This window comes from Promicromonospora kroppenstedtii DSM 19349 (assembly GCF_000515355.1).
Taxonomy (GTDB): Bacteria; Actinomycetota; Actinomycetes; order Actinomycetales; family Cellulomonadaceae; genus Promicromonospora; species Promicromonospora kroppenstedtii.
In genome coordinates, this window is sequence record NZ_KI911664.1 from 1,348 (window position 1) to 3,195 (window position 1,848).

Below are 1,848 nucleotides of genomic sequence, written 5' to 3' on the forward strand. Positions count from 1 at the left end.
TGGCGCGTGGACGGTCCGCGCGGCTCGCGCCTCGACGGGCTGCTGAGCCTGGACGGCGCCGGCCAGGTCACGCTCGACGTGCTCGACGAGGGGGACGCCGTGGTCTCGGCCACGCGCCTGGGCCTGCGGGGCAGCGACGGCGACCTCACCACGGGCCTCACGTTCGCGGGCCGGGCCGACCGCACGGTCTCCGACAGCTACGCCATGTCCACGGGCAAGAGCCGGCAGCGCACCTACACGCACCGCGAGTCGGTCTTCACCTTCACGGCTGCGGACGGCGGCCGGTTCAAGATCGCGGTCCGCGTGTCCGACGACGGCGTCGCCTACCGCTACCTCCTGGACGGCCCGGGCGAGCACCGGGTCGACGACGAGTCCGGCGCCTGGGAGCCGGCCGCCGACGGCCCCGCGTGGATGCAGCGCTCCTACGCCGTCAACTACGAGGCCGAGTGGAGCACCACGACCACCGCGGCGGGCAACGGCTCCGGCAGCGTCGGGTACCCGGTGCTGTTCGGGCAGGGCGACCGGTACGTGCTGGTCACCGAGGCCGACCTGCACGGCGACTACTCGGGCTCCCACCTGACCCACGAGGCCGGCGCGCTGCGCTACGACGTCGACCTCTTCGAGGGCCGCCCCGTCACCACCACCGGCGACCTGTCGACGCCGTGGCGGGTCGCGATCGTCGGTGACTTGCCGGGCGTCGTCGCCTCCACGCTGGTGGACGACCTCGCGACGCCCGCCGCCCTGGACCCGGCCGCCGACTGGATCAGGCCTGGCCGGTCGAGCTGGAGCTGGCTGACCGACGGGAGCAGCCCGCGCGACGAGGCGCGGCAGCGCGACTTCGTCGACCTGTCCGCCCGCAACGGCTGGGAGTACGTGCTGCTCGACGAGGGCTGGGACGCGAGCTGGGTGCCGCGCACGGTCCGCTACGCGCACACCCGTGGCGTCGACGTCATCGTCTGGTTCCACAGCCGCGACCTGCGCACCCAGGAGCAGCGCGACGAGTGGCTGCCGCGCCTGAAGTCGTGGGGCGTGAGCGGCATCAAGGTCGACTTCATGGACTCCGACTCGCAGGAGATCCACCAGTGGTACGACGACGTGGCCCGCGACACCGCCCGGTACGAGCTGATGGTCAACTTCCACGGCGCCGCCCTGCCCACCGGCCTGCAGCGCACCTGGCCGCACATCATGAGCTACGAGGCGGTGCGCGGCATGGAGAACGGCATCAGCCCCGAGCGCAGCCTGATCGTGCCGTTCACCCGCAACGTGCTGGGGTCCATGGACTTCACGCCCGTCGTCTTCTCCCGCGACAACGACAGGACGTCCAAGGCGCAGCAGGCGGCGATGGCGGTCGCGTACGAGTCGGGCTGGCAGCACATCTCCGACAAGCCCGAGGGGTACGACGACGAGCCCAACGCGCTGCCGTTCCTGCGGAACATCCCGGCGACCTGGGACGAGGTGCGGCTGCTGAGCGGCACGCCGGGGAAGGACGCCGTGCTCGCGCGCCGGTCCGGCGACCGCTGGTTCGTGGGCGGCATGCGCGCCGGCTCCGGGGACCCGCTGCTGCTCCCGCTGGCGGGCCTGACGCGCGGCGGCAAGGTGCAGGTCGACCTGCTGACCGACGACGGCGCCGACGGGTCCGCCACGGTGCACTCCACGGTGCGCACCAACGCAGGCGACACCCTGCGCGTCCCGACCGCGACCAACGGCGGGTTCGTCGCGGTCGTCTGCGCGGCGACCGGCGGGCGCGAGTCCTGCCTGGACCCGGTCGAGACCCGGCCGGACGCCATGATCACCGTCGAGCCGGCCGAGGCCGACGTCGAGCCCGGCAGCACCGTCGAGGTGCGGGCC

The 1,848-nt window shown here is 73.3% G+C and carries 1 protein-coding gene; it reads left to right on the forward strand.

The window, feature by feature from the left end; translation table 11 throughout:
- Positions 1 to 1,848, forward strand: a 1,848-nt coding sequence (locus PROKR_RS11820) for a glycoside hydrolase family 97 protein (RefSeq protein WP_051432905.1), incomplete at both ends; no start/stop codon positions are given.